This window comes from Kocuria rhizosphaerae, assembly GCF_044462265.1.
In the GTDB taxonomy this organism is placed as follows: domain Bacteria; phylum Actinomycetota; class Actinomycetes; order Actinomycetales; family Micrococcaceae; genus Kocuria; species Kocuria rhizosphaerae.
In genome coordinates, this window is the sequence record NZ_JBISWL010000004.1 from 1 (window position 1) to 22,161 (window position 22,161).

Genomic DNA, 22,161 nt, shown 5'->3' on the forward strand with positions numbered 1-22,161 from the left:
CTCGCCCCGGTCACCGCGGCCAACACCGTGGTGCCGGTGGACAACACCACCGGGGCCGAGGACGACCCCAACGCCCACGAGTTCATCGTCCGCGTGGAGGGACGCAACCCGCCGAAGTCCGAGTCCACCATGTGGGTGACCCCCACCCTGGAGCACGTCCACCTCTTCGACGCCGCCACCGGCAACCGGCTCCCCGACTGACCCCGATCGCCGCGGGACAGGTCGCTGCCCGTTCACCTGCGGATGACCTGGTTACCGGACACTTCCCATCCGGTGCTGGGCCGGCTGTTCGCCCTCGTCCTCCTGCCCTTCGTCTTCGTGCTCGACAACGGGTTCGTCACGTGGGTCTCCCCGGACACGAACGTCGACCACCTGGGGCAGGAGGCGTACGGCAGCATCCTGATCGACTCGGTGCCGGCGTTCACCATGATCCGGGACGTGGTCCACGGGATGAGCGAGCCCGGTGGGCTCCCTGCCGGTATCCGTGAACTCCCTGGCCGGCATCACGGGTTCGGCCTCTGGCGGCCGGGACTGCCCACGCTGCTAGGGTCACGCCCATGAGGATCGTCCAGGCCGCCGCGGCGGTGGTCGTCCACCCGGACGGCCGGCTGTTGCTGGTCCGGCGCGGGCGGGAGCCGCAGCGCGGCCGCTGGAGCGTGCCGGGCGGGAAGATCGAGGCCGGCGAGACCCCGGAGTCGGCCGCGGTCCGCGAGACGTTCGAGGAGACCGGAGCCCGGGTGCGCCCCGACCGGGAGCTCGGTGTGGTCCGCATCCCCGGCGGCGCCGACGTGGTGTACGAGGTCCACGACGTGGCCGCGACCTACCTGGGCGGCGGGCTGCGCCCCGGCGACGACGCCGACGCCGTGCGCTGGGTCGCCCCCGCCGAGCTCGCGGCGCTGGAGACGACCGACGGCCTGCTGGAGCACCTGGTGCGCTTCGGCGTCGTGGTGCGCTGAAGGCGCCCCGCCGGGGCCGGAGGGGGGGGAGGGGCGCGTCCGTTCGCGGCGGGGAACGCCCGGCACGCCCCTCCTCGGCCCGGCCGTCGCGTGCTTGGATAGGGGCATGGGACAGACCCGGGGTTTCTACGTCGACACCGTGGAGCGCACGACCACCGCGGACCAGCAGGCCGTGTGGGCCGTCGTCGAGGGCATCGGCGGCCGGCGGGGCTGGTACAGCACCGACCCCGTGTGGGTCGCCCGTGCCACGGCCAACCGGCTGGGCCTGCCGCCCGGCCGGCTGCGCCACCGGGAGGACCCGGACCATCTGGCGGTCGGTCAGCGGCTGGACTGGTGGATCGTGGAGGCGCTCGAGCCGCCGAGGCGGCTCCGGCTGCGCTCGCTCGTGCGGATGCCGGGCCAGGCCTGGCTGGACATCTCCCTGGAGCCGCGGGGGGACGGCACGCTGGTGTACCGCCAGACGACGGTCTTCCGGCCGGCGGGGACGGCGGGCCGGGCCTACTGGCACGCCACGCTGGCCCCGCACCGGGCGGTCCTCGGCAGGCTGGCCACGGACGTCCTGCGGCGCGCGGAGGCCTGACGGCTCTTCCCCGCCGGGCCGCCGGGCCGTAGCGTGGAGCCACCGGCTGTCCAGACGCCCGGTGGAGGCGGCCGGTGACCGGGGGTGTGCCCCGGTGCCGCGGCCGGGCCGATGCTCCAGGAGAGTGCCACCATGACCGCCGACGCCCCTGCAGTCCCCGACTCCCGGGCCCTGGCGGACGAGGCCGTGGGCCTCGTCCGGCAGTGGCTCCTCCGTGCCGGCCGGGAGCACCGGCACCGTGACGGCGCCGCCGACCGGCTGGCCGGGATCCTCCAGGACCCCCACGGGCTCGAGTTCACCGTGGGGTTCGTGGACCGGGTCGTGCGCACCGAGGACGTCCGTGCCGCCGCCAGGGCGCTCCGGGCGCTCGCGCGCATCGTGCCCCGCGGCATGCCCGCCGCCGACCGCGCCGAGGTCCGGCTCGGCTCGGCGCTCTCCACCAAGGCGCCGCACGTCGTGGTCCCCGCCGCCCGCGCCCAGCTGCGCCACATGGTGGGGCACCTCATCGTCGACGCGCGGCCCAAGCCCTTCGGCCAGGCCGTGCGCAAGCTGACGGCCCAGGGCCACCGGCTGAACATCAACCTGCTCGGGGAGGAGGTCCTCGGCGAGGAGGAGGCCGGCAAGCACCTCGCGGACGCCGCCGAGCTGCTGGACCGGGACGACGTCGACTACGTCTCCATCAAGGTCTCCTCCGTGGTGCCCCAGCTCTCCCACTGGGGGTTCGAGGGCACCGTCACGAAGGTCGTCGACCGGTTGCTGCCCGTATACCGGGCGGCGGCGGAGGCTCCCGAGGGCAGCAAGTTCATCAACCTGGACATGGAGGTCTACTCCGACCTCCACCTGACGACGGAGGTGTTCACGCGCCTGCTCGAGCACCCCGAGCTGCACGGCTACGAGGCGGGGATCGTGGTCCAGGCGTACCTGCCGGACGCGCTGTCCGTGGTCCGGCGGCTCTCGGCGTGGTCCGCCGAGCGGGTGGCGGCCGGCGGGGCGGGGATCAAGGTGCGGCTCGTGAAGGGCGCGAACCTGCCCATGGAGCGCGTCGACGCCGAGCTGCACGGCTGGCCCCTGGCCACGTGGGGCTCGAAGCAGGAGACCGACACGAACTACAAGCGGGTGCTGGACTGGCTGTTCGTGCCGGACCGGATGCGGGGGCTGCGGCTGGGCGTGGCCGGGCACAACCTCTTCGACATCGCCTTCGCCCACCTGCTCGCCGAGCGGCGGGGCGTGACGGACCGGATCGAGTTCGAGATGCTCCAGGGCATGGCCGTGGAGCAGGCCCACGCCGTGAGCGAGGACGTGGGGCAGCTGCTGCTCTACGTGCCCGCCGTGCGCCCCGCGGAGTTCGACGTGGCCGTGTCCTATCTCGTGCGCCGGCTCGAGGAGAACGCCTCCTCCGAGAACTTCATGTCGGGGATCTTCGCGCTCGAACCGGACAACGACATCTTCGCGCGGGAGGAGCAGCGCTTCCGCGCCGCCCTCGAGGCCCTGGGCCCGCACGACGCCGCGGCCCCGGCCCCCGCCCGCACCCAGGACCGCACGGGCCCCGGTGCCGGTTCCGCCCACCTGTCCCTGGACGAGCCGTTCCGCAACGAGCCGGACACGGACGTCGCCGTGCCCGCGAACCAGGCGTGGGCCGAGGAGATCGCGGCCCGCATCGGCGACCGGCAGTGGTACGAGAACCTGCCCGTCCCCGGGCCCCTGAACGCGCAGGACGTGGAACGGGTCGTGTCCACGGGACGGGCCGCCGCCGAGGGTTGGCACGAGCGGGGAGCGCGCGAGCGTGCGGAGATCCTCAACCGCGCGGCCGACGTCCTGGCCGGGCGGCGGGGTCACCTGCTCGCCGTCGCGGGCGCCGAGGGCGGAAAGACACTGGGCCAGTCGGACCCGGAGGTCTCCGAGGCCGTCGACTTCTGCCGCTGGTACGCCCGGCGGGCCCTCGAGCTCGAGGAGGTGGACGGCGCCCGGTTCGTCCCCGACCGCCTGGTGCTGGTCACCCCGCCGTGGAACTTCCCGCTGGCCATCCCCACCGGGTCCACCGTCGCCGCCCTGGCCGCCGGGGCCGCGGTGCTGCACAAGCCGGCCCCCGAGGTCCGGCGCTGCTCGACCGCCGTGATCGAGGCGCTCTGGGAGGCCGGGGTCCCGCGCGACGTGCTGCAGCTGGTGGACTCGGTCGAGGGTGAGGTCGGCCAGGCCCTCGTCTCCCACCCCGGGATCGACCGGATCATCCTCACGGGCGCCTACGACACCGCCCGCCTGTTCGGCTCCTGGCGCCCGGGCAAGGCCATGACCGCGGAGACCTCGGGCAAGAACTCGATGGTCATCACGCCGAGCGCGGACCGGGACCTCGCCGTCTGGGACCTGGTGACCAGCGCCTTCGGCCACGCCGGCCAGAAGTGCTCGGCGGCGTCCCTGGGCATCCTGGTCGGCAGCGTGGCGGAGTCCGACCGGTTCCGCCGGCAGCTGCTGGACGCCGCGTCCTCCATGGTCGTGGACATGCCGGAGAACCTCCAGGCATCGGTGGGCCCCGTGATCACGGAGCCCGCCGACAAGCTGCACCGTGCCCTGACCCGCCTCGAGCCGGGGGAGGAGTGGCTGCTCGAGCCGGAGCTGCTCGACGACACCGGGCGGCTGTGGCGACCCGGCATCAAGACCGGCGTGGCCCCGGGCTCCTTCTTCCACCGCACCGAGTGCTTCGGCCCGGTCCTCGGCCTCATGCGCGCCCGGGACCTGCACGAGGCGCTCGAGCTGCAGAACGCCGTCGAGTACGGGCTGACGGCCGGGCTGCACTCCCTGGACCCCGAGGAGATCAGCACCTGGGTGGACCTCGTCGAGGCGGGCAACCTCTACGTCAACCGGGGCATCACCGGCGCCATCGTCCAGCGCCAGCCCTTCGGCGGCTGGAAGAGGTCCTCGGTGGGCCTGGGAGCCAAGGCCGGCGGACCCAACTACCTCGTCCAGCTCGGCTCCTGGCAGAGGGCCCCGTTCCGCGACGCGGCCGAGGACCACGACGAGGGAGCGGGATCCACGCCGTCGACGACGATCGCCCGTCACCTCGACGCCCTGCGCCCGCTCCTGAACGAGGCCGACGCCGCCTGGCTCACCGCGTGCGCGGAGCGGGACCAGGCCTGGTGGGACCACGAGTTCGGCCGCGCCCAGGACCCCACCGGACTGGACGCCGAGGCGAACCTGTTCCGCTACCGCCCGCGCGACGTCGTCGTGCGCGCCACCGAGGACGCCCGGCTCGCCGACGTCGTCCGGGTGGGGCTGGCCGCCGTGCGCTCCGGCTCCCCCGTGGTCCTCGTGCCGTCCGCGGAGATGCCCGGGGAGGTGCAGGAGCTCTTCCGCTCCGTGGCGGACCCCTGCGACGACGAGTCCTTCGTCCAGGTCGCCGCCGACTGGCCCTTCCCGCACGGGGCCGGGCGGATCCGTGTGGTCGGGTCCGCACCGGGGCTCGCCGAGGCGCTCGCGGACCGGCCCGAGGTCGCCGTGCTCGGGGACCCGGTGGTCGGGGCCCCGCGCATCGAGCTGCTCCGGATGCTCGCGGAGCAGGCCGTCTCCATCACGATGCACCGGTTCGGCAACCCCTCCTCGGACGCCGAGACGGTGGTGCACCGGCTCATCGCCGCCTCGCAGCCGACGGGCGGGCCGGCGCAACCCGTGGAGGCCTGACCGCGGCCGGCGGGAGCCGGTGCCGGGTCGGCGGCTCAGGTCGGCCCGTCCACCGCTCCGAGGCCGCACCTGGCGACGGCGTGTCCCCGGAGCGGCAGCGCGTGCGGCCGGGTCCCCCGCCGGCGCGGCGACACCGGGGCGCCGCTGCGTTCGGTGACGGTGGCCGTCCACCGGCGCCGGAACGGTCCGCGTGTCCTCGCCCCGGTCCGGGGTGACGGCGCCCGGGCGGGCGACCTGGTCGCGGGCCCTCCCGTGGGAGGCGGCGACGGCCTGCACGACGGTGGCGCGCAGCCCGTGGGCGCACAGCGCCGGCGAGTTCACGACCAGCACCGCGCGGTCGAGCTGGACCACGGACCGGACCCCGGCCTGCTCCGCCGGCGCCTCGGCCAGGTCGTCCCGGTCGGGGTGGACGAGCAGGCCCACGGCGTCGTCCGGGTCGACCCGCCGGCCGTGCTCGTCGACCTCGGCCTCGACGGAGAACCACTCCGCCGGCTCGACCGGGGGAGCCGGCCGGTTCTCCTCGCCCTCTCTGTCAGCCTTGAGTGAGGCACGGGGGGGCCGGAGACGCTCGACGACGTCGCGGGTGCGCACGGCACACGCGTACCGCCCCCACGGTCGGTGTCCGGCCGTCTGCATCCGTCCTCCGGGGCCGTCGAGGCCCTGCCGGCACGAGTCTGCGGCATCAGGTGCCAGGAACAGGCGGACACGCTGTGACCGACGCCTGGCCGGGATGGAACGTCCGGCCCTTACCCTGGGCGGACCAGGACGTCGAGCCCGCGCAACCGCACCACTCCACCGGTCCGCCGCCGGACCCCACCACCTCAGGAGCGCCACCGTGTTCAGTCACCCGCCCGCCGAGCCGCCCGGCCCCGCCGCGACCGTCCGGGGCGATCCGGCCCTCGACGCCCGGTGGCGGGCGGCGACCGCGGGCTGGCGCCCCTCCGCGATCCGCTCCGTCGACGCCGACCGTGTCTGGGCCTGGGTGCGCCACGCCTGGGAAGGTCTCCTCGCCCCCGGACCCGGCGACGAGGCCCTCGACGACGACGACGCCGACGACGGCGACGCCGACGCCGGTCCCGGCCCTCGGGTGCGGGACGTGCTGACGGTGGCGGCGCTGCTGGTCCTGCAGGAACGGTTCCTGGCCGTCGCGGCGGGGGAGCGGCCGGCGGCCGGCGTTCCGGACCCCCGGCGGGAGGGCGCCCCGCTGGACGACGACGAGGTGCTCGCGGTCGTGCGCCGGCTCTGGGACCTCGAGCCGGAGCGGGCGGAGGAGGACCCCGACGGCTTCGCGGCAGAGCTCGCGGGGTTTCTCCAGGACCACCTCGACGAGCGCGCCGAGGACGTCCGCGAGCAGCTCCTCGCACGGCACGGGGCCACCCAGGTCTTCGCGGAGCTGTGGAGCCTCGAGCACGGCGACGAGCTCGACCCCGAGCAGGAGGGGGAGCGGCCCTTCCCGCTCTCGACGGACGACGTCGCCTGGATCGTCAGCGGCGTCCCCGGACCCGAGAAGCACACCGCCTGGGAGTGGCTGACGCGCTGATCCGGGACCGCCGGGAGGGGCCGGAACAAAACGGGGACGAGCCGTCTTTATAGATACGTCCACAAAATTGCGACCAGGAGCTCCCCGTGACGATCCAGCTCGGCCTCAACACCTTCGGCGACGTCTACCCCGGCCCGGACGGGCGCATGCTCAGCGGCGCCCGGGTGATCCGCAACGTCGTGGCCGAGGCCCGGCTGGCCGACGGGCTGGGCCTCGACTTCTTCGGGGTCGGCGAGCACCACCGGGAGGACTTCGCGGTCTCCTCGCCCGAGACGGTCCTGGCGGGCATCGCGACGGTGACCGAGCGGATCCGTCTCGGCTCGGCCGTGACGGTGCTCAGCTCCGACGACCCGGTGCGCGTCTACCAGCGCTTCGCGACCGTGGACGCGCTCTCCTCCGGCCGCGCCGACGTCATCCTGGGGCGCGGGTCCTTCACCGAGTCCTTCCCGCTGTTCGGCCACCCGCTGGAGGAGTACGAGGCGCTGTTCGAGGAGAAGCTGCAGCTGTTCGACGTGCTGCGCGCCGAGGGGCCCGTCGAGTGGGAGGGCCGGCTGCGCGCGCCGATCCACGGCCTGGAGGTCTACCCCAAGACCGAGTCCGGCGGGCTGCGGACGTGGATCGCCGTCGGCGGCTCGCCCAGCTCGGTGGTGCGCGCCGCCCACTACGGGCTGCCGGTCATCTTCGCGATCATCGGCGGCCGCCCGGCCGCCTTCGCACCCTTCGCCGACCACTACCGCAAGGCCCTCGAGCACTTCGGGAAGGAGCCGCGGCCGGTGGCCTTCCACTCCCCGGGCTACGTGGCGGAGACCGACGAGCAGGCCCGCGACGAGTTCTTCCCGCACCAGGCGTACACCCACGACCGGATCGGCCGGGAGCGCGGCTGGGGCCGGCTCGGCCGTTCGGAGTTCGACGCGATGTGCGGGCCGGAGGGCGCCTACTTCGTCGGCTCCCCGGAGACCGTGGCGCGCAAGATCGTGCGCTCGTGCACGGCGCTGGGCGCCTCGCGCTTCGACCTCAAGTACGCCGTGGGCACCCTCGACCACGCCCGCATGACGCGCAGCATCGAGCTGTTCGGCACCGAGGTGCGCCGGCTGGTCGACGACATGGCCGCGGACGCGTAGCCGCCCGAGCCCGGAGCGCCGGGCGGGACAGGGCGCGCCGTTCAGCCCCGCAGCCGCGACACGGCCTCGGCCTGCTCCAGGATCTCCTGGCGCATCTCGTCGGCCAGGAAGGCCAGCAGCGCCCGGGACAGGTCGGGGTTCTCGGAGGCCACGGCGTCCCGCGCCACGGCGGCCCGGAAGTTGTGGGCGAACGCGTCGACCGCGGTCTGGGACACGCAGCTGTGCGTGGAGACCCCGCACAGCACCAGGTGCCCCGCGCCGAGGTTTCGCAGGCGGGCCGCGAGGTCGGTGTCGAAGAACGCGCTGTCCCGGGTCTTCACGAGACCCACGCCGCCCTCGGTGTCCAGGCCGGTCACGTACTGGGCCTGCTCCGTGCCCGGGTAGGCGAAGCCCTCGTCGTCGTCGTGCATGTTGACGGTCCAGGTCGAGCGGTCGCGCTCGTGCTGGGTCCTGACGAGGACGACGGGGTTGCCGCCCCGGCGGGCCGCCGCGATCAGCTCGTTGACCTTCGCCGTCACGGACTCCCGCTGCTCCTCGAGCTCGGGGAACTCGAAGTAGGAGTTCTGCATGTCGATCGCGAGCAGGGCCGTCCGGCTCTGCGCGGGGTGGTGGGTCATGGTGTCCTCTCCGTCCGGGAGTGCTCCGATCTGTGGGTGCGATCAGCATACGTACCGTCGACGGCGTGGCGGCTCCGCGCCCGGCGGGGGCACCGGTCCCTCAGCGCAGGACCGCCCGCACGTCGGACCGGCCCGCGACGGTGAGCCAGAGGACGTTGACGGCGACCAGCACGAGGGTGCTCGCCGCGGCCGGGAGGTGCCCGTCGAGCACGAAGACGGGCAGGTTGAACACGCCGCCGAGCACCGCGAGGGAGCAGAAGACGAGGCCCAGGACCCACCCCCACTGGAGGCGCCGGCGCAGGGGGAACCAGACGAGGGTGTAGAGAGCCGTCGTCAGCACCAGGTCGGCGGCCAGCACGGCGGTGGAGAGCCCGGGGACGGCCGTGAGCCCCCTCGGCACGAGGACCGGTCCGGAGCCGGTGAGCCCCTGCACCACGCCGTCCAGCACGCTCGCCGCGAAGGAGATCAGCGTCAGCCGCAGCAGCAGCCGCAACCCGGCGGTCCCGGGCCGGTGCGGCGGTCCGGCCGCGGGCCCGTGCGGGGCGTCGCCGTGCGGGTTCTGGGCCATGACGGGTTCCTCCTGGCACGTTGTTGCGCTCACCGCCGAACCTACCGTCCCGGCGGCCTCCCGGGCACGGGCCGGGCGCGCGTCACGGTGGCGCAGGACACGCCGTCCCGGTCCCGGGTAGGGTGGAAGGACAGGCACCGACGGCGCGACCGCTCGTCGGTCGTGCGCGCTTCCGCCCCGACCGACCAGCCAGGAGCAGCCGACCATGACGACGCAGCACGACCGGTCCACGGACCTCGACCGGAGCCCCGCCGGGGTGATCGACGCCCCCCTGCGGGCCGACGTCCGCCGCATCACCACCCTTCTGGGCGAGACACTGACCCGCCAGCGCGGCCAGGAGCTGCTGGAGCTGGTGGAGCAGGTCCGCCGGCTCACCAAGGACGCCAAGACGGCCGAGGAGGACGGCGCCGCCGGCCCGGTCCGGGAGCTCCTCGGCTCCCTGCCGCTGGACCGGGCGACCGACCTGGTGCGCGCCTTCGCCCACTACTTCCACCTGGCCAACGCGGCCGAGCAGGTCCACCGCGTCCGCGTGCTCGGGCAGCGCCCCGAGGACCAGGGGTGGATCGCCGCGGCCGTCGCCGACATCACCGAGGAGGCGGGGGCGGAGAAGCTGCGCGAGGCCGTGGACCTCCTCGACGTCCGCCCGGTGTTCACCGCGCACCCCACGGAGGCCTCGCGCAGGTCGGTGCTGACCAAGATCCGGCATCTCTCCGACATCCTCTCCCAGGAGACCCCCGAGGGGACGGCCGCGCGCCGGAGCCAGGACCGGAGGCTCGCCGAGCTCATCGACCTGCTGTGGCAGACCGACGAGCTGCGCCAGAACCGGCCCACCCCGCTCGACGAGGCCCGCAACGCCCTGTACTACCTGCGGGAGGTCCTCACCGAGACCATGCCCGTGCTGCTCTCGGACCTCGAGGACCAGCTCGCCCAGCACGAGGTGCACCTGCCCGCGGGCGCCCCGCCGCTGCGCTTCGGCTCCTGGATCGGCGGCGACCGGGACGGCAACCCGAACGTGACCCCTGAGATGACCCGCGAGGTGCTGCGGCTCCAGGGGCAGGCGGCCGTGGACCTCGCCCTCGGCTTCCTGGACGTGCTGGTCTCGCGGCTGTCCTCCTCCACGGCCATCGTGGACGTGGACCCCGAGCTGGTGGAGTCCCTGGAGCGCGACGTCGCGCACCTGCCCGGCCTGGACCCGCGGGTCCTGGAGCTCAACGCGCAGGAGCCCTACCGGCTCAAGCTCACCTGCATCAAGGGCAAGCTCATCAACACTCGCCGCCGGTTCGCCGAGGAGACCCCGCACGAGCCCGGCCGGGACTACCGCACCACCGCGGAGCTGATCGAGGACCTCGACGTCGTGGCCCGTTCGCTGCGGAACAACTCCGGCGGGCTGGCCGCCGACGGCACGCTCGCGGCCGCCACCCGCACCATCGCGGGCTTCGGCCTGGGCCTGGCCACCCTGGACGTCCGCGAGCACGCCGACGCCCACCACGACGCCGTCGGGCAGCTGCTCGACCGCATCGGGGAGCTCGACGGGCCGTACGCGCAGATGGACCGCGCGACCCGCGCCCGCGTGCTCGCCGGGGAGCTGGCCGGCCGCCGGCCGCTGGCCCCGCCGGGTCTCTCCACCGGGGCGGTGCACCTCGACGGCGACGCCGACCGCACCTTCGCGGTCTTCCGCGAGATCGCCCGGGCGCAGGAGACCTACGGCGAGGAGATCGTCGAGACCTACATCGTGTCCATGACCCGTGAGGCCGACGACATCCTCGCCCCCGTGATCCTGGCCCGCGAGGCCGGGCTCGTGGACCTCAGCAGCGCCGGCGACCGAGCCACGATCGGCTTCGCACCCCTGCTGGAGACCGTGCACGAGCTGCGACGCTCCGCCGAGGTCATCGACGAGCTGCTCTCCGACCCCGCCTACCGGCGCGTGGTGGCCGCGCGCGGGGACCTCCAGGAGGTCATGCTCGGCTACTCCGACTCCAACAAGGAGTCCGGCGTGCTGACCAGCCGGTGGGAGATCCACCGCACCGAGCGCCGGCTGCGCGACGTCGCCGCGAAGCACGGCGTGCGGCTGCGGCTGTTCCACGGCCGCGGCGGCTCCGTGGGCCGCGGCGGCGGGCCGACCCACGACGCGATCCTGGCCCAGCCCAGCGGCGTCCTGGCCGGAGAGATCCGGTTCACCGAGCAGGGCGAGGTGATCAGCGACAAGTTCTCCCTGCCCGCGCTCGCGCGCGAGAACCTCGAGCTGTCCCTGGCCGCCGTGCTGCGGGCCACCGCCCTGCACCAGGACCCGCGCTCCTCGGAGGAGGAGCTCACCCGCTGGGGCGAGGTCATGGACGTGGCCAGCGACGCCGCGTTCGCCGCCTACACGGGCCTGGTCGAGGACCCCGACCTCCCCGAGTACTTCGTGACCTCCACGCCCGTGGAGCAGCTGGGCGCGCTGAACATCGGCTCCCGGCCCGCCAAGCGGCCGTCGTCGGACAAGGGCCTCGGCGGGCTGCGCGCCATCCCGTGGGTCTTCGGCTGGACGCAGTCGCGGCAGATCGTGCCGGGCTGGTTCGGGATGGGCTCGGGCCTGCGCGCCGCCCGCGAGGCCGGCATGGAGGAGGACCTGCGCGCCATGGTGCAGCGCTGGCACTTCTTCCGCTCCGTGGTCTCCAACGTGGAGATGACCATGGCAAAGACCGACCTGGAGATCGCCTCCCACTACGTCCGGGCGCTCGTGCCCGAGCGGCTCCACCACCTCTTCGAGGTGATCCGCCGCGAGTACGAGCTCACCCTCGAGGAGCTCACCCGGCTGACCGGCGAGCGGGAGCTGCTGGACGGCAACCCCACGCTCAAGCAGACCCTCGAGGTGCGGGACCAGTACCTCGACCCGATCTCCTACCTGCAGGTGGAACTCCTGCACCGCATCCGGGAGCAGGAGGCCGCGGGCCGGGAGATCGACGAGGGCCTGCAGCGGGCCCTGCTGATCACCATCAACGGGGTGGCCGCCGGTCTGCGCAACACCGGCTGAGCGTCCCGGCGGGCCGTTCCCCGGCGTCGAGGCTCCGCTCGAACGCCGGGGAACGGGGCGGCCCGGCGCGGACGGTGGCCCACGGTGCACGGCGAGGATCCGGCCGGCGGCTCGTCGTCGTCGCCCCTGCCTGATCCACCCGACAGCGCCCTGACATGCAGGAGGTCGGCAGAGGCCGGGGAAGGGTTGTGCCCGCGGGGAGCCGGCGTAGTCTGAAAGTCCAGGACCAGGGCAAACTGTTGAGACGCACCCCTTCGGGCGGGGCGGTCATCGACGCCAGGACGTGAACTCCGGTCGTCGTCACGACGAGGGGAGCCCTCATGGACCCCGATCCTTCTGTTTCCGAGCTGACCGTGGCCTTCGCCCGTATCCAGGGCATGCTGTTGAGTCAGGAGAACGCGACCGCGGCGGTGGACCAGCTCGCCCAGGTCGCCCGCGCGGTGATCGGCACTGCTGTGGGCGCCGGCGCCTCCCTGTTCGACAGCCCCGGTGGGCCGAGATCCACGGGCGCCACCGACGCCCTCACCGCTGCCGCTGATGCCCGGCAGTACGAGCTCGGTGAGGGTCCGTGCCTCAGCGCCTGGGCCACCGGTGCGTCGGTGCGCATCGACGACACCGCTGCCGAGAGCCGCTGGCCGCAGTGGTGTGCGTCCGCCCGTGGTCAGGGCATCTGCTCGGTGGTGAGCGTCCCGCTGGTGCTCGGCGGCCGGCGGCTGGGGGCGATGAAGGTCTATGCCCGTGAGCCCGGCGTGTTCACCGAGGACGACGAGGGCACCCTGGGTCTGCTGGCCGGGGCGGTGGCGGTGCTGCTGGGCTGCGCGCAGCCCACCGACGCCCCGCACCGGCTGAGCGAGTCCCTGCAGTCGACCCTGGCGGACCGGCAGGAGGTGGGGGTCGCGGTCGGGGTGCTCATGGAGCGCCACGGCACCGACGTCCAGGAGGCCCGGGCAGCGCTGTTGGACGAGGCTCTGCTCCAGGACCGGCCCCTGGCCCAGGTCGCCCGCCAGACGCTGAACCGCCCGCCGGACCGGGAAGGGTAGGACACCGTCGTGGACGACGACGGGGTGAGCTCCGAGCAGGCGCGGGTTCTCCGCCGGGTGCTGGACGCGGCGGGCATCGGGGTGGGGGCGTTGTGGTTGCACTACTTCCGGCTGGGCGGGGAGGTGGGGGAGGTGGAGGTCGACGCCTACCTCCATCACGCCCTGCGGTTGCCGCGATTCGAGCGCGACCTGGTGGCTCATGCGGCCAACGAGCTCATCGACCGCGGTTCCGGCCGCTGGGCCCTCTACGCCTGCGAGGTCCTTGCCGGTGACAGGGGCGACGGCGCCGGTGACCACCGGGAGACGGCCTCGGACGTCGACGCTGACGGCGGCGCGGGTGAGGGCCCCGACGGTGCGTCAGGTGCCGACGGGAGGGCGCGGCGGTGAACGCGCTGATCGGCCGGAGGCGCGGCGGCTGATCGCCGGGGGAGCCGGAGTATTCTGGCGGGTAAGGTCCTCCACCGAACGAATCGCCCCTGTGCCGCCGGACGTCGGGGGAGCGGAGGACACTCAGGGTTGCGGGAGGCCACCATGGACACCGAGTTCTCGGGTACGGAGCTGACCACGGTCTTCGCCCGCATCCACGGAATGCTGTTGAGCCGGGAGAACGCGACCTCCGCGGTGGAACAGCTGGCCGAGGTCGCCCAGGACGTGGTGGACTCCGCGATCGGTGCCGGGGCGTCTCTGATCAACGACCAGGGGCACACGATGTCCACCGGAACCACGGACGTGGTCGCCGAGGCCGGCGACAGGTTGCAGTACGAGCTGGGGGAGGGCCCGTGCCTGAGCGCGTGGGCCACCGAGTCCTTGCAGCGGGTGGATGACACGGCCACCGAGACCCGGTGGCGGGGTTGGTGTGCTGGGGTGCTCCGGCTGGGGGTCCGATCGGCGATGAGCGCTCCGATGTTGTACAAGGGCCACTGCATCGGGGCACTGAAGGTCTACACCACCACCGCTGACGGGTTCACCGCTGCGGACGAGCGGCGGTTGAGCCTGCTGGCGGCGGCGGCGGCGACCCTGCTCGGCGCCGCGCAGACCTCAGAGGCCCCGCACCAGCTCAGTCAGGCCCTGCGCACCGCCCTGACGGATCGACAGACGGTGGATGTGGCCACCGGGATCGTGATGGAACGCCGCGGCCTGGATCAGCACCAGGCTCGGGTGGCGCTGCTGGAGGCCTCCCGGGACCAGGGGCGTCCCCTGCTGGAGATCGCCCGGGCGGTACTGGCCGATTCCCCCGGCGCGGATGCCTAGTGCCGGCGGATGATGATGCCGTGGCCCGCGAACAGGCCCGTCTGCTGCGCAAGGCCCTCCAGCAGGCCGGGATCACCAGGGACGAGTTGTGGTTGCACTACTTCAGCCTGGGGGGTGAGGCCGGGGAGACCGAGGTCGATGCCTACCTGCACCAGTCCTTCAGCCTGCCGCCCTTCCAGCGTGATCTGCTGGCGCATGCGGCCAACGAGCTGATCGCCAGGATCCCCCCGCCACAGGCCCCTTACGTCTCGGACCTCGTCGACGGCGACAACGCAGAGGAGGGCTGAGGCGGCTCCCGCAGGCGCCGGTTCCGCGGTCGTGGCGCTGCCGTGCGGAACGGCCGGACACCGTGGTCGTTCAGTCCGGTGGACGAGTCTTGTCCAGGACGTGCTCGGCGGTCCGGGCGAGGGTCTCACCCTGGTCGCGGGCGGTGTCCAGCAACCGGGTGCGGGCCGTGGACTCGGTCAGGTGCCGCCGTTCCATCAGCATGCCCACGGCGCGCTCGATCCGGTCCCGCTCCGTTGTGGCCTCGTGCAGCGCCTGGTCGAGGCGAGGAGCCCGGCGCCCGGTGCGGTCCGCCCCGAGGAGAACCGCGACCGGGCCGGCGAGCAGATTCAGCAGGTGCTCCTCGTGGTCGGTGAAGGCGTGGGGTTCGGTGGCATAGATCTCCAGCGCCCCGATCTCCTGGCCCTGGACGACCAGCGGGACGCACAGCACGGAGCGGATCCCCGCCGAGGCCACCTTCCGGGCCCAGATCGGCCAGCGGGGATCGGTCGCGGTGTCGGCGACGTACTGGGGGCTCACCGTGTCCCAGGCGCGCAGGCACGGGCCGGCCCCGAGCTCGAACTGCAGCGCGTTGGCCGCGACCACCGCCTCCCCGGTGGCCGCGACCGTGCTGCACTCCCCGTCCTCGTCGACGAGACTGATCCCCGCCCCGGCAGCCAAGGGGATCAGCTGCCGGGCCACCTCCACCAGCCGGCCCACGGACTCGGCGGCGGTTCCCGCGTCCAGGACCACGTCCCGGACGCGGGCCAGGGCAGCACTGAGCCCGGCCACCGCCGGATCCGGTTCCATCGCTTCTCCTCCGACAAGCCCGTCAGCCCCTGGGACGGCTTGCCCCTCGGGCAGGCCCTCCGCCTGCCGACACCACCATTCTCACCCTTGGGCTGCCATGCCGACAGCACGGGGCCGAACAAGGCCACGGAACATCGGCGCGTCGCGGGGCAGGCGGGCCCGTCGGGGCCACCTGGTCGGGAGCGGAGTGCGCCACGGATCGCCTCCGGAGTATTCTCGAGTCATGGAGCAGGGGTCGATCGGATCGCCTGCTGTTGTCGCTGAGCGGTTCCGCGCACGTCTGCACGGGGCCGCCCGGCCGGGCCGGGGGAACCATCGTGAACACCGCACCGTCCGTGGCCGAGCTGACCGCGGCCTTCGCCCGTCTGCAGAGCACGGTCCGGCGCCCGGGCTCTGCCACCAGCGCCGTGCACCAGCTGGGCCAGGTGGCCCGGGAGCTGATCGACTCCGCCGCAGGGGCCGGGGTGTCCTTGCGGGGAGAGGACGGACGCAAGACCACCACGGCCGCCACCGATCGTGTCGTCGAGGACGCCGACGACCTGCAGTACGAACTGGGCCAGGGCCCGTGCCTGAGTGCGTGGGAGACCGTCTCACCCCAGCGCCTGGAGGACACCGCCACCGACCGGCAATGGCCGCGCTGGTCGGCCGGGGCGCTGCGACTGGGAGTGCGGTCGGTGCTGAGCACTCCGTTGATCTACGCCGGCGAGCCGATCGGAGCGCTGCAGGTCTACGCCACCAGGGCCGGGGCCTTCTCCGCCGACGACGAGCGGATGCTGGAACTGCTGGCCCAGGCAGCAGCCATCCTCTTCGGGGCAGCCCGGACGCCGAAGACCTCACCTCAGCCGGACCGTGCCCTGGAGACTGCGCTGACGGACCGGCGGGAGATCGACATGGCCACCGGGGTGCTCATGGGCCGCAGCGGCATCGATGAGGAGACCGCACGAACCCGCCTGATGGAAGCCTCGCGGTCCCAGGACCGCACGCTGGTGGACATCGCCCACCAGGTCCTGGACCACGGCAGGACCTCGACGACGTGAATCCGGCAGATCCCCGGTGCCGAGACTCCCCGCGGAGCCCGGATGCACCGGCGGGGACCGCAGCTGAGGCAGTGGCTCGGCGGCAACAACCTTCACGAACGGTCGGATCCGCACTGCCTCGCCGTCCACGGCGGTGACCAGGTCCGCGGCCACCTGCCGCGGCTGGGTGTTGCGGTGGCTGGAGGCGGCCTCGAGGACCTCGAAGGTCTCCTCGCCCTCCCCGCCGTCGGTGCGGGGCTCGAGCATCAGCTCGGTCGTGACGGCCGAGGCGATGTCGTCCTCGTGGTGCGGGTCGACGGGGGAAGTGCAGCTGCTGGGTGACCGGCCGGGAGCCGGAGGCTTCGAAGTGGAGGTGCGCCGGGCGCCCCGGGGCCGCGACGCCGTCGGTGCTCCACCCGGGTCGTGACCATTGGTTCCCTGAGGGACCTCCCGCGGGACAGGCGCGCCTACTCCTCACGGGAAACGGTGAGCGCCGGTTCCCGCACGCCGTAGGAGAAGCCGCGCACGAACGGCTGGTCGGCGTCGTGGAGCACCGCCCGGCCCGCCGTGGGCAGGATCATCCCCGTGGAGTGCTGGAAGAAGGCCTTCCCGCCGAGGGCGAAGAACATCGCCACGTCCCCGGTGGTGTGCTCGGCGATGAGCCGCTCCGACCGTTCCGCGATCTGTGCGGAGCCCTTCACGCGGGCGAAGCGCCGGGCCGGGAAGTGGAGGTTGATCTCCTCCGCCATCAGGGGCGAGTTCTCGAGCGTGCGGATGTCCAGGCCGATGAGCGCCTCGGCGTCGTGCGACGCCCAGTGCTCGATGCGGTGGCTCGCGGGAACCCGGCCGGTCGAGAACCGGAGCAGCCTCGGCGACGACGGCTCGTCCTGGCGACCCGTCACGATATCGCCCCGAGTCCGGCGGTGTGGGACACGGCACGTCCGCAGTCATCGGGAGCCCAGGGCCTCCGATCCACGGCACCATCGGCCGAGCACGGCGTGCTCAGGACCGCGCGTGCGCCGATCCCGCGTTCTGTTCTCGCTGTCCCGGCGACCGCATTGCCCTCGTGCGCACGACCCTGCGTGTCGGCCGGCAGGGTCCCTCGCGGATCGTGTGGCCGTGGGGTTCCGCAGGTGGGCGCCATGGTCCGATGCCCGACCATCCCACGGCCCGCGTCTCCGGCCGACTCGGCACCAGAGGTCAGATTCGAGGCCGCGTGGCCAGCACGAGCTCCGTGAGCGCGTTGAGCACCGGCCCCTCGAGCCCCAGGGCCGGGGCCTGGGCGAGCGCGCCGACGGGGTCCTGCCGCACGGCCCCGTGCACGCGCTCCTTGACGTCGTAGTCGATCTGGGCGTCGTTGAGCAGGGCGAAGACCCGGCGGTCCAGGTCCGGGGCCACCACCTCGCGCAGCCCGGGGCAGCGCAGCACGAGCCGCGCCCCGGGCGGGACGTCGGCGACCGTGACCGAGGTCCGGACCCCGCGCTCGTCGTCCGTGCGCCGCACGGCCGGTGCGGCCGGCGCCCCGTCCACCGTCACGTCGGGATCGGCCGTCGCCCCGGCGCCCAGGAGGGTGACCGTCCAGGTCCGGGCGGCCGGCAGACAGCCGAGGTTGCCCCGCGCCGGGCCGATCACGACCTCGCCGGCGGCCGCGTCGAGACCGAGGGGAGTGCGCGCCCAGCGGGCCGGGTCGAGGCCGTCGCCGACGTCGTCGTCCTCGTCCAGCACGGTGGTGTGGGAGGCGCCCGCCACCACGAGCACCTCGAGCTCGGCGGGATTGCCGACGTCCGGGGCGGCGTCGTCGTCGGATCCGGCGAGGGGCACGATCGCACCCGCGCGGGCGAGGACGGGCAGCGTGCCCAGGTCCCGGTGCATCACGAGCTCGCGCCCGCCGTCGTGGACGGCGCCGGTGAACAGGTCGATCCACGTCCCCTCCGGCAGCCACACGGGCACCGCCGCGCGGGTGAGCACGGGGTCCACGGGGGTGGTGACGGGCGCGACCATGAGCTCGGGCCCGAACAGGTACTGGTGGTCGTAGCGGTGGGCCTGCTCCGCCTCGGGGTGCTCGAAGTACAGGGGCCGGACCAGCGGCACGCCATCGACGGCGGCGGCCCGGTTCGCGGTGTGCAGGTAGGGCAGCAGCCGGTGGCGCAGGCGCAGGTACCGCTCCATGGTCTCGGCGTACGGGGAGCGGTAGCGCCACGGCTCCTTGGCGATGAAGTCGTTGTTGCCCGAGTGCAGGCGCAGGATCGGGGAGAAGACCCCGTACTGGAGCCAGCGGGTCGCGAGCTCGTCGTCGCGGGCGCCGAAGATGTGGCCGCCGATGTCGTGGCTCCACCAGCCGAAGCCGATGTTGGCCGCCGTCGCCGTGAAGTGCGGCTGGAAGGCCAGCGAGGCCCAGGAGATCACCGTGTCCCCGGAGAAGCCCACCGGATAGCGGTGGCTGCCGGGGCCGGCGTACCGGGACAGGGTGAGCGGGCGGCTGCCGTCCCGGGCGGAGTCCAGGAAGTGGTAGTGGTTGAGCACCCACAGCGGGTCGACGCCGGGCAGGCGGGAGTGCTCCCCGGACTGCCAGTCGATCCACCAGAAGTCCACGCCGTCGGCCTCCAGGCCGCGGTGCAGGACCTCGAAGTACGCGGAGACGAAATCCCGGTCCGTGACGTCGAAGGCCACGGGCTCCTCCGCGCCGGGGTCCCGGCCCAGGGCCTCGAGCATCGCGGGGTAGGACTCCTCGAAGGAGCGCACGCCGTCGGCCGGGTGCAGGTTGAGGGTGACCCGGTACCCCTGCTCGTGCGCCCACGCCAGGAAGCGCCGCGGGTCCGGGAAGAGCTCCCGGTTCCACGTGTAGCCCGTCCAGCCGGAGCCGTGGTGGCGCTCCACGTGCTCGTCGGTGAGGTGCCAGTCCATGTCCACCACGAGCACGGAGAAGGGCAGGCGGCGGTCCGCGAAGTCCTCGGCCAGCTGCCGGTACTCGGGCTCGTCGTAGGCGTGGTAGCGGCTCCACCAGTTGCCCAGGGCGTACCGGGGGAGCACCGGTTGCGGCCCGGACAGCGCGTAGAACGCCCGCAGCGCCTCCTGGTGGTCGTGGCCGTAGCCGAAGAAGTAGAGGTCCACGGCCCCCTCCTCGCCGGAGCGCGGCGCGTACCAGCCGTCCTCGGTGAGCAGGACGGAGGCGGAGTCGTCGACCACGCCGAAGCCCTCGCGGGAGTTGATGCCCGGCTCGAGGGGGATGGGACCGTCGGCCTCGTCGAGGGTGCGCGCGGTGCCGCCGAGCGTGGGGACCGGGGTGCCGTAGCGCCACACGCTGTGGTAGTTGGTCACCCCGCCGCGGATCTGGACGGACAGCCCGTGCGGGGTGAACTCGCCCCCGTCGTAGCTGAGGTGGATCCGGTCGGTGATCAGCTCGAGCCCGTGCGCCGTGCGGTTCACCCGGAACTCCGGCACGGGGAAGCGGCGGTCGACGGCGAAGGCGGAGGGGCGGTCCTCGAACCGGCCGGACGGGCTGTACTCCAGGCGCAGCAGGCCGTCGGTCAGCACCGTGATGCGGTGGTTCGCGCCGGCGACCACGGCGTCGGGGTGGGCCGATCCGTTGCCGGTGGGACGGAAGTGGGGGAGAGGCATGCCACCACACTATGCACCGGACCGGGACCCGGTTCCCGGGCCGGGGCGGAGTGTCCCGGCCGCGCGCCGGGAGGGCTCCCCTTGACAGTCGGGTGTGACCTGCCTCATGCTGAAGACATGAACCTGTCAGACAGCCGGACAGCCGGACAGCCGGTGGAGCGATTCAGCGCGGCCGAAGCCGTCTTCAAGGACCTGCTGGCGCAGCTCCGGGAGGGACGCCTCGCGGTGGGGGACAAGCTGCCCTCGGAGGCGTCCCTCGCTCAGCAGTACGAGGTGAGCCGGTCCGTGGTCCGCGAGGCCCTGCGCTCCTGCGCGGCCCTGGGGCTGACGGTGAGCCGGACCGGCAAGGGGACCTTCGTCGTCTCCGGGCGGGTGGCCGAGGACCTGGCCCTGGGCGCCTACTCGGCCCGGGACCTGCACGAGGCCCGGCCGCACATCGAGGTCCCCGCCGCGGGCCTCGCCGCGCGCCGCCGCACCGAGGAGGACGTGCAGTTCCTGCACGACGTCGTCACGGCGATGGCCGCCGAGGACGATCCCCACGCCTGGGTCGAGCTCGACACCAGCTTCCACGCCGCCGTCGCCCGGATCAGCCACAACCGGGTGTTCGAGAAGGTCATCGCCGACATCCGCGAGGCGCTCTCCCACCAGTCGGAGACCCTCAACGTGGTGGCGGACCGCCAGAAGCGCTCGGACGAGGAGCACCTGCGCATCTTCCACGCCATCCGCGACGGCGCGACCGAGGAGGCCGAGACCGCCATGCAGGACCACCTCTCGGCCGTCCGCGACGCCCTCGGCACCATCACCGGCGAGTAGCCCGGCAGCCTCCGCTCCGGCGCGGGTCCGCTCCGACCGCCCCGCCGCCGTCGTCCCCGTCACCGCGCGCACCGTCGCGTCCACGTTCCCGCTCGCATTCCCGTTCACGTGCCCGCCCGGGGCGCCGTCCGGCGCCTCCCGTCGGCGCGCGCCCGCGCCGCCCACTCCCAGCAAGGACCAGCATGACCGCCGCCGCCGTTGAGGCACCCCTGACCACCTCCCGCCCGCAGCACGTGCCCGTCGCCGAGCAGACCCGCGACGGCGTCGTCGAGAGCGTCCACCACGGCTCGCTCGTCGCGACGGACGACTCCGGGCGGATCCTGCTCTCGGCGGGGGACCCCCTGGCCCTCTTCTACCCGCGCTCCTCCCTCAAGCCCCTGCAGGCGGTGGCCATGCTCCGCGCCGGCCTCGGCCTGCCCGGGCCGCTGCTGGCCCTGGCCGCGGCCAGCCACTCGGGCGCGACCCCGCACCGGGACGGCGCGCGCCGCATCCTCGCCGGGCACGGGGCGGACGAGACCGACCTGGAGAACGTGCCGGACCTGCCGTACGGATCCGCGGAGCGGGACGCCGCTCTGCGCGCCGGGGAGGGGCCCTCGCGCCTGGCCCAGAACTGCTCGGGCAAGCACGCGGCCATGGTCGCCACCTGCCGGGTCAACGGCTGGCGGGTCCGGGGCTACACCGACCCCGCCCACCCGCTGCAGCTGCTGATCGCCGAGGTCGTGGCCGAGCTGACCGGGGAGGCCCTCGGTCCCGCCAGCACCGACGGCTGCGGCACCCCCCTGCACGCCGTTCCCCTCCGGGGGATGGCCACCGCCTACGCCCGGCTCGCCGCGGCCGCCCCGGGGACCCCCGAGGGCCGGGTCGCCTCCGCCATGACCGGGCACCCCGAGCACGTGGCCGGGGAGGGCCGCGACGTCACCGAACTGATGCGCCGGGTCCCCGGCCTGCTCGCCAAGGACGGCTTCGAGGGTCTGCAGCTCGTGGGCCTGCCGGACGGACGCGGCGTGGCCGTGAAGATCGCCGACGGCGCCGACCGCGCCCGGATGCCGGTGACCGTGCAGGTGCTGCGGCGGCTCGGGGCGGACCCCGCGGCGCTCGTCGGCCTGGACCGCGTCCCCGTGCTCGGCGGGGGCCGCACCGTCGGGGCCCTGCACGCCGTCGACCTCACCCTCTGACCGACCGCCCCGCCGCTTCGGGGCCGGGGCTTCCCGGCCCGCCGGCGGTCCACGCCGACATCCCACGCCGACACCACATGCCGACGTCCCGCTCCGACATCCCACGC

20 protein-coding genes and 1 pseudogene are annotated in these 22,161 nt (G+C 73.9%); 16 read left to right on the plus strand and 5 right to left on the minus strand.

The genetic code is table 11. From position 1 onward, the window contains the following. The 8 genes and pseudogenes from ACH9EU_RS00115 to ACH9EU_RS00150 form a co-directional block, all read left to right on the plus strand. A pseudogene (locus ACH9EU_RS00115) lies at window positions 1-201 on the plus strand (sugar ABC transporter ATP-binding protein); the annotation flags it as partial. A 42-nt stretch (window positions 202-243) separates the two neighbouring features. Then, window positions 244-561: a hypothetical protein gene (locus tag ACH9EU_RS00120; protein ID WP_396411895.1), complete on the plus strand. Its 318-nt coding sequence runs from the start codon at window positions 244-246 to the stop codon at window positions 559-561. Next, window positions 558-956 (plus strand): NUDIX domain-containing protein, encoded by a 399-nt coding sequence (locus ACH9EU_RS00125; RefSeq protein ID WP_396411896.1) that lies wholly within the window; start codon window positions 558-560, stop codon window positions 954-956. The genes ACH9EU_RS00120 and ACH9EU_RS00125 overlap by 4 nt, the downstream gene beginning before the upstream one ends. A 106-nt stretch (window positions 957-1,062) precedes the next feature. Beyond that, window positions 1,063-1,536, plus strand: a complete 474-nt coding sequence (locus ACH9EU_RS00130; RefSeq protein WP_396411897.1) for a DUF2867 domain-containing protein — start codon at window positions 1,063-1,065, stop codon at window positions 1,534-1,536. A gap of 132 nt (window positions 1,537-1,668) precedes the next feature. After that, entirely contained in the window at window positions 1,669-5,208 is a 3,540-nt protein-coding gene (locus ACH9EU_RS00135) for a proline dehydrogenase family protein (protein WP_396411898.1), read from the plus strand. A gap of 294 nt (window positions 5,209-5,502) precedes the next feature. Beyond that, window positions 5,503-5,754 carry a hypothetical protein gene (locus ACH9EU_RS00140; RefSeq protein WP_396411899.1) on the plus strand — a complete coding sequence of 84 codons (252 nt, stop codon included), beginning with the start codon at window positions 5,503-5,505 and terminating at the stop codon, window positions 5,752-5,754. 289 nt (window positions 5,755-6,043) lie between these two features. Then, window positions 6,044-6,748: a hypothetical protein gene (locus ACH9EU_RS00145; RefSeq protein ID WP_396411900.1), complete on the plus strand. Its 705-nt coding sequence runs from the start codon at window positions 6,044-6,046 to the stop codon at window positions 6,746-6,748. Between the two features lie 86 nt (window positions 6,749-6,834). Then, on the plus strand, window positions 6,835-7,869 hold the full coding sequence (locus ACH9EU_RS00150) for an Atu2307/SP_0267 family LLM class monooxygenase (protein WP_396411901.1): 1,035 nt from the start codon (window positions 6,835-6,837) through the stop codon (window positions 7,867-7,869). A 41-nt stretch (window positions 7,870-7,910) separates the two neighbouring features. Here the strand turns inward: ACH9EU_RS00150 and ACH9EU_RS00155 are convergent, their stop codons facing one another. Next, on the minus strand, window positions 7,911-8,486 hold the full coding sequence (locus ACH9EU_RS00155) for an isochorismatase family protein (protein WP_396411902.1): 576 nt from the start codon (window positions 8,484-8,486) through the stop codon (window positions 7,911-7,913). Between the two features lie 100 nt (window positions 8,487-8,586). After that, complete coding sequence (locus tag ACH9EU_RS00160; RefSeq protein WP_396411903.1) at window positions 8,587-9,054, minus strand: hypothetical protein; 468 nt, start codon at window positions 9,052-9,054, stop codon at window positions 8,587-8,589. 205 nt (window positions 9,055-9,259) lie between these two features. Between ACH9EU_RS00160 and ppc the strand changes: the two genes are divergently transcribed. From ppc to ACH9EU_RS00185, 5 genes are all read left to right on the plus strand, one after another. After that, a complete protein-coding gene (ppc, locus tag ACH9EU_RS00165) occupies window positions 9,260-12,067 on the plus strand; it encodes a phosphoenolpyruvate carboxylase (protein WP_396411904.1) in 2,808 nt (935 codons plus the stop codon). A gap of 320 nt (window positions 12,068-12,387) precedes the next feature. Further along, window positions 12,388-13,107: a GAF domain-containing protein gene (locus ACH9EU_RS00170; protein ID WP_396411905.1), complete on the plus strand. Its 720-nt coding sequence runs from the start codon at window positions 12,388-12,390 to the stop codon at window positions 13,105-13,107. A gap of 9 nt (window positions 13,108-13,116) precedes the next feature. After that, window positions 13,117-13,494 carry a hypothetical protein gene (locus ACH9EU_RS00175; protein WP_396411906.1) on the plus strand — a complete coding sequence of 126 codons (378 nt, stop codon included), beginning with the start codon at window positions 13,117-13,119 and terminating at the stop codon, window positions 13,492-13,494. 144 nt (window positions 13,495-13,638) lie between these two features. After that, complete coding sequence (locus tag ACH9EU_RS00180) at window positions 13,639-14,358, plus strand: GAF domain-containing protein (protein ID WP_396411907.1); 720 nt, start codon at window positions 13,639-13,641, stop codon at window positions 14,356-14,358. A 20-nt stretch (window positions 14,359-14,378) separates the two neighbouring features. After that, window positions 14,379-14,645, plus strand: coding sequence for a hypothetical protein (locus ACH9EU_RS00185; protein ID WP_396411908.1), 267 nt, complete (start codon window positions 14,379-14,381; stop codon window positions 14,643-14,645). A 70-nt stretch (window positions 14,646-14,715) separates the two neighbouring features. On the opposite strand, the gene ACH9EU_RS00190 is transcribed toward ACH9EU_RS00185, so the two are convergent. Then, window positions 14,716-15,432 carry a GAF domain-containing protein gene (locus ACH9EU_RS00190; RefSeq protein WP_396411909.1) on the minus strand — a complete coding sequence of 239 codons (717 nt, stop codon included), beginning with the start codon at window positions 15,430-15,432 and terminating at the stop codon, window positions 14,716-14,718. 317 nt (window positions 15,433-15,749) lie between these two features. On the opposite strand from ACH9EU_RS00190, the gene ACH9EU_RS00195 reads away from it, so the two are divergent. Beyond that, entirely contained in the window at window positions 15,750-16,469 is a 720-nt protein-coding gene (locus tag ACH9EU_RS00195; RefSeq protein ID WP_396411910.1) for a GAF domain-containing protein, read from the plus strand. A 446-nt stretch (window positions 16,470-16,915) separates the two neighbouring features. Here ACH9EU_RS00195 and ACH9EU_RS00200 read toward each other — a convergent pair whose 3' ends face one another. Further along, window positions 16,916-17,350 carry a hypothetical protein gene (locus tag ACH9EU_RS00200; RefSeq protein WP_396411911.1) on the minus strand — a complete coding sequence of 145 codons (435 nt, stop codon included), beginning with the start codon at window positions 17,348-17,350 and terminating at the stop codon, window positions 16,916-16,918. A gap of 298 nt (window positions 17,351-17,648) precedes the next feature. Continuing rightward, window positions 17,649-20,066, minus strand: coding sequence for a glycoside hydrolase family 31 protein (locus ACH9EU_RS00205; protein ID WP_396411912.1), 2,418 nt, complete (start codon window positions 20,064-20,066; stop codon window positions 17,649-17,651). Between the two features lie 117 nt (window positions 20,067-20,183). Between ACH9EU_RS00205 and ACH9EU_RS00210 the strand changes: the two genes are divergently transcribed. Together ACH9EU_RS00210 and ACH9EU_RS00215 are read left to right on the plus strand one after the other, a co-directional pair. Beyond that, window positions 20,184-20,879 (plus strand): FCD domain-containing protein, encoded by a 696-nt coding sequence (locus ACH9EU_RS00210; protein WP_396411913.1) that lies wholly within the window; start codon window positions 20,184-20,186, stop codon window positions 20,877-20,879. Window positions 20,880-21,061: 182 nt separating this feature from the next. Then, the gene (locus ACH9EU_RS00215; protein WP_396411914.1) at window positions 21,062-22,054 is read left to right on the plus strand and encodes an asparaginase; all 993 of its coding nucleotides are present in this window, start codon (window positions 21,062-21,064) and stop codon (window positions 22,052-22,054) included. Window positions 22,055-22,161: the final 107 nt, after the last annotated feature.

Coding starts and splice junctions, on each gene's coding strand:
- ACH9EU_RS00125 (WP_396411896.1), top strand. CDS start 558: ATGAGGATCGTCCAGGCCGCCGCGGCGGTGGTCGTCCACCCGGACGGC.
- ACH9EU_RS00135 (WP_396411898.1), top strand. CDS start 1,669: ATGACCGCCGACGCCCCTGCAGTCCCCGACTCCCGGGCCCTGGCGGAC.
- ppc (WP_396411904.1), top strand. CDS start 9,260: ATGACGACGCAGCACGACCGGTCCACGGACCTCGACCGGAGCCCCGCC.
- ACH9EU_RS00205 (WP_396411912.1), bottom strand. CDS start 20,066: ATGCCTCTCCCCCACTTCCGTCCCACCGGCAACGGATCGGCCCACCCC.
- ACH9EU_RS00170 (WP_396411905.1), top strand. CDS start 12,388: ATGGACCCCGATCCTTCTGTTTCCGAGCTGACCGTGGCCTTCGCCCGT.
- ACH9EU_RS00160 (WP_396411903.1), bottom strand. CDS start 9,054: ATGGCCCAGAACCCGCACGGCGACGCCCCGCACGGGCCCGCGGCCGGA.
- ACH9EU_RS00210 (WP_396411913.1), top strand. CDS start 20,184: ATGAACCTGTCAGACAGCCGGACAGCCGGACAGCCGGTGGAGCGATTC.
- ACH9EU_RS00155 (WP_396411902.1), bottom strand. CDS start 8,486: ATGACCCACCACCCCGCGCAGAGCCGGACGGCCCTGCTCGCGATCGAC.
- ACH9EU_RS00215 (WP_396411914.1), top strand. CDS start 21,062: ATGACCGCCGCCGCCGTTGAGGCACCCCTGACCACCTCCCGCCCGCAG.
- ACH9EU_RS00130 (WP_396411897.1), top strand. CDS start 1,063: ATGGGACAGACCCGGGGTTTCTACGTCGACACCGTGGAGCGCACGACC.
- ACH9EU_RS00180 (WP_396411907.1), top strand. CDS start 13,639: ATGGACACCGAGTTCTCGGGTACGGAGCTGACCACGGTCTTCGCCCGC.
- ACH9EU_RS00120 (WP_396411895.1), top strand. CDS start 244: ATGACCTGGTTACCGGACACTTCCCATCCGGTGCTGGGCCGGCTGTTC.
- ACH9EU_RS00190 (WP_396411909.1), bottom strand. CDS start 15,432: ATGGAACCGGATCCGGCGGTGGCCGGGCTCAGTGCTGCCCTGGCCCGC.